This window comes from Snuella sedimenti (genome assembly GCF_016428595.1).
GTDB classification, from domain to species: Bacteria; Bacteroidota; Bacteroidia; order Flavobacteriales; family Flavobacteriaceae; genus Snuella; species Snuella sedimenti.
In genome coordinates, this window is the sequence record NZ_JAELVQ010000020.1 from 56,846 (window position 1) to 59,412 (window position 2,567).

Annotated in this window: 4 protein-coding genes; 3 read left to right on the forward strand and 1 reads right to left on the reverse strand. The window is 40.4% G+C overall.

The window, feature by feature from the left end:
* The first annotated feature begins 330 nt into the window (after nucleotides 1-330).
* A complete protein-coding gene (locus tag JF259_RS13715; protein WP_199115970.1) occupies nucleotides 331-885 on the forward strand; it encodes a hypothetical protein in 555 nt (184 codons plus the stop codon).
* Nucleotides 886-1,257: 372 nt separating this feature from the next.
* Here JF259_RS13715 and JF259_RS13720 read toward each other — a convergent pair whose 3' ends face one another.
* The gene (locus JF259_RS13720; protein WP_199115972.1) at nucleotides 1,258-1,452 is read right to left on the reverse strand and encodes a hypothetical protein; all 195 of its coding nucleotides are present in this window, start codon (nucleotides 1,450-1,452) and stop codon (nucleotides 1,258-1,260) included.
* Nucleotides 1,453-1,584: 132 nt separating this feature from the next.
* On the opposite strand from JF259_RS13720, the gene JF259_RS13725 reads away from it, so the two are divergent.
* Together JF259_RS13725 and JF259_RS13730 are read left to right on the forward strand one after the other, a co-directional pair.
* On the forward strand, nucleotides 1,585-1,923 hold the full coding sequence (locus tag JF259_RS13725; protein ID WP_199115974.1) for a single-stranded DNA-binding protein: 339 nt from the start codon (nucleotides 1,585-1,587) through the stop codon (nucleotides 1,921-1,923).
* Nucleotides 1,924-1,997: 74 nt separating this feature from the next.
* Complete coding sequence (locus JF259_RS13730) at nucleotides 1,998-2,447, forward strand: JAB domain-containing protein (protein ID WP_199115975.1); 450 nt, start codon at nucleotides 1,998-2,000, stop codon at nucleotides 2,445-2,447.
* Nucleotides 2,448-2,567 lie beyond the last annotated feature (120 nt).

Consider the following 2,567-nt stretch of genomic DNA (forward strand, 5'->3'; position numbering starts at 1 on the left):
TTTCGAAAGCCGGTTGGCAGAATCCCGATCCCGGAGTGATATCTATCCAACCCTACTAAATTTGCTTAGTTTTTGATTCGTTTAAATCATCCCAACCTATCTATAGTGAGGCCCTAGCCCTAAGACGGTTGGCCGAAAGCTTTGGTTCTGTCCCAATAGATGAAATTGAAAAGGAACAGCAGGCCGTTGCCGACCAGCGTATAAAACGGCAAAAGGAACGGATAGCCAAACTCAAAAGATCCGTCAAATCCTAAGGATCCAGGCCACTGGTTGCCCGACACCGGCAATCGGTGGCTTTTTAAATGATGTCCAATCCTAAAATCCACAATTATGAAAAATTTAAATACTGTCCAATTGGACTTTGGCTTTGATTGTAAGCCGATGCCAGTTGGCAAGCAGATAGTAAAGCCCAATAAAAAGCAAAAGGACAATTATGTTTTTGATCTGATTGACTGTCTAACAAGCCCAATCATCGTTTTTAAAACCACATGGCAAGACGCCATACCAAAAGATTTATTGAAGAAAATCACGATAAGCCGAATGCTATGCCTTATGAAAGGCGAACACATGGCATCCATTACGGAAGTAGTGGCCTATATGATGCCAAGAACCTTCGAAGCCCCCATGTCTTCAGAATGGTGCAATATCTATACCTGGTGTGGACTGCAATATGCCACGAAATTTAATAGTGAAAGCAAAAGTATGGTAGAAGCTATGGCAGATATAGCACCAAAAACACTCTCGGACTATGAACAAGGTCTATTAAAGCATTTAAGGATTTGGATCTATGAAAAACGGCGCAAATCATTAAAGGAATCCATGAAGAACAATAGACCTAAGGAACCAGAAGCTCCCGAAGCTAAGCAAAAATCCCTTTTCAATTGATTACAAGGGTTAAAGGTAATCGGAAAGCCAAAACCCAAATGGCCTTAACCGCAGTATCGGCAAAACCATCTTGGGGTTTTGCTCGATACCGCTGGGACATCCGGATTTTGCCTAGGACAATTTTAAGGGGTTTTATAATAAAAGAAGCCTTAGAGCCTGATTTGCTATATGCCAATTATTTTTTTATGCCCCTTTTTGCGCACTATTTTGTTAAAATTTTGAACCATAGCTAAGGCTATGCTTAAAAATGTTGCCTCATATTGCATCAAAAATGACCTATAAAAATTCTAACCACATATAGCAAAACTGGCTCTTAATTGTTTTTCGGGGCATCGAAAAACAGGCAGTGCATAAGCATTTCTAGTTCAAGCCTCATCCACTGCGTTCGCTTAACTTCCCGTACGCTCCCTTGCGGGCAGGCTTAAAAGAATCTGCTAATGCCCTATGGAACTTGTCAAGACCATGGCGGGTTTTAGAAAAAAATAAGGTTTCTACCACCTTGTTTTTAGCCCTTCGGTAAAAACGACGTAGCAGACACTCCTGATTTTTCCCTAAAAGTCTTGACAAAACCCACTTCGTTTATTGTGCTGCGCACGAAAGAAATCATACAACGCACCCCTTAAAATTTAGAGCAACCTAAATCGAGAAAGGGAAATTATTAACCCGTCTGCCAAAGGTGGACATTTAAAATCTTTTATCATGAGTACATTAAAGAACAAAGTACAGTTAATCGGAAACGTAGGACTAGAGCCTACCATTACAAACCTTGAAAACGGCAAGAAAGTAGCCCGATTCTCATTGGCGACCAATGAACATTACAAGAACGGACAGGGCGAAAAGCAGACCGACACCAATTGGCACACCATTATCGCCTGGGGCAAAACAGCAGACATTATTGAAAAATACGTAACCAAGGGCAAGGAAATTGCCGTAGAGGGAAAGCTGGGCACAAGAGCCTATGATGACAAGGACGGTAACAAACGCCATGTAACCGAGGTCATCGTATCGGAAATCCTATTGTTGGGAAATAACAATTAATCTAAAAATATAAAGAGGGCATTCTCGCTAAAGTTCTGCCCTCTTTGTCATCATTCACTTTAAAATCTAGAACAATGAAGAACAAAGTTAACGAAATAAGAATAAGTTATCGAGAAAAATTGAGCGTTTCAAAATCCGCTTCCATAAGCAGCTCTAAAGATGCAGCAAAATTACTGTTCGGCAATTGGAACAAACAGACCATAGGACTTAACGAAACCTTTAAAATATTGCTGTTAAACAACTCTAATAAAGTCAAGGGGATTTATCCACTCTCTACAGGAGGCATTACGGGAACCATTGTCGATATCAGGATTTTGTTTGCCATAGTGTTAAAAACACTTTCGGTGGGCATCATTTTATCGCATAACCACCCAAGCGGCAAACTAAAACCCAGTGAAGCCGATACCAAACTGACAAAGAAAATCAAATTGGCAGCAGAACTTTTGGATATCAAGGTACTTGACCATTTGATTATTGCCCCGAATGGAGAGTACTATAGCTTTGCAGATAACGGGGATCTATGATTTAAAACAATAGAACAATGGTACATTTAAATTATAACAACCTCGATGAAGCTACCCAAGAACGTTTGCTTAACATGTCCAAAAAGGATGTGGAAAAACGATTTGGGGAACAGCTTAGGA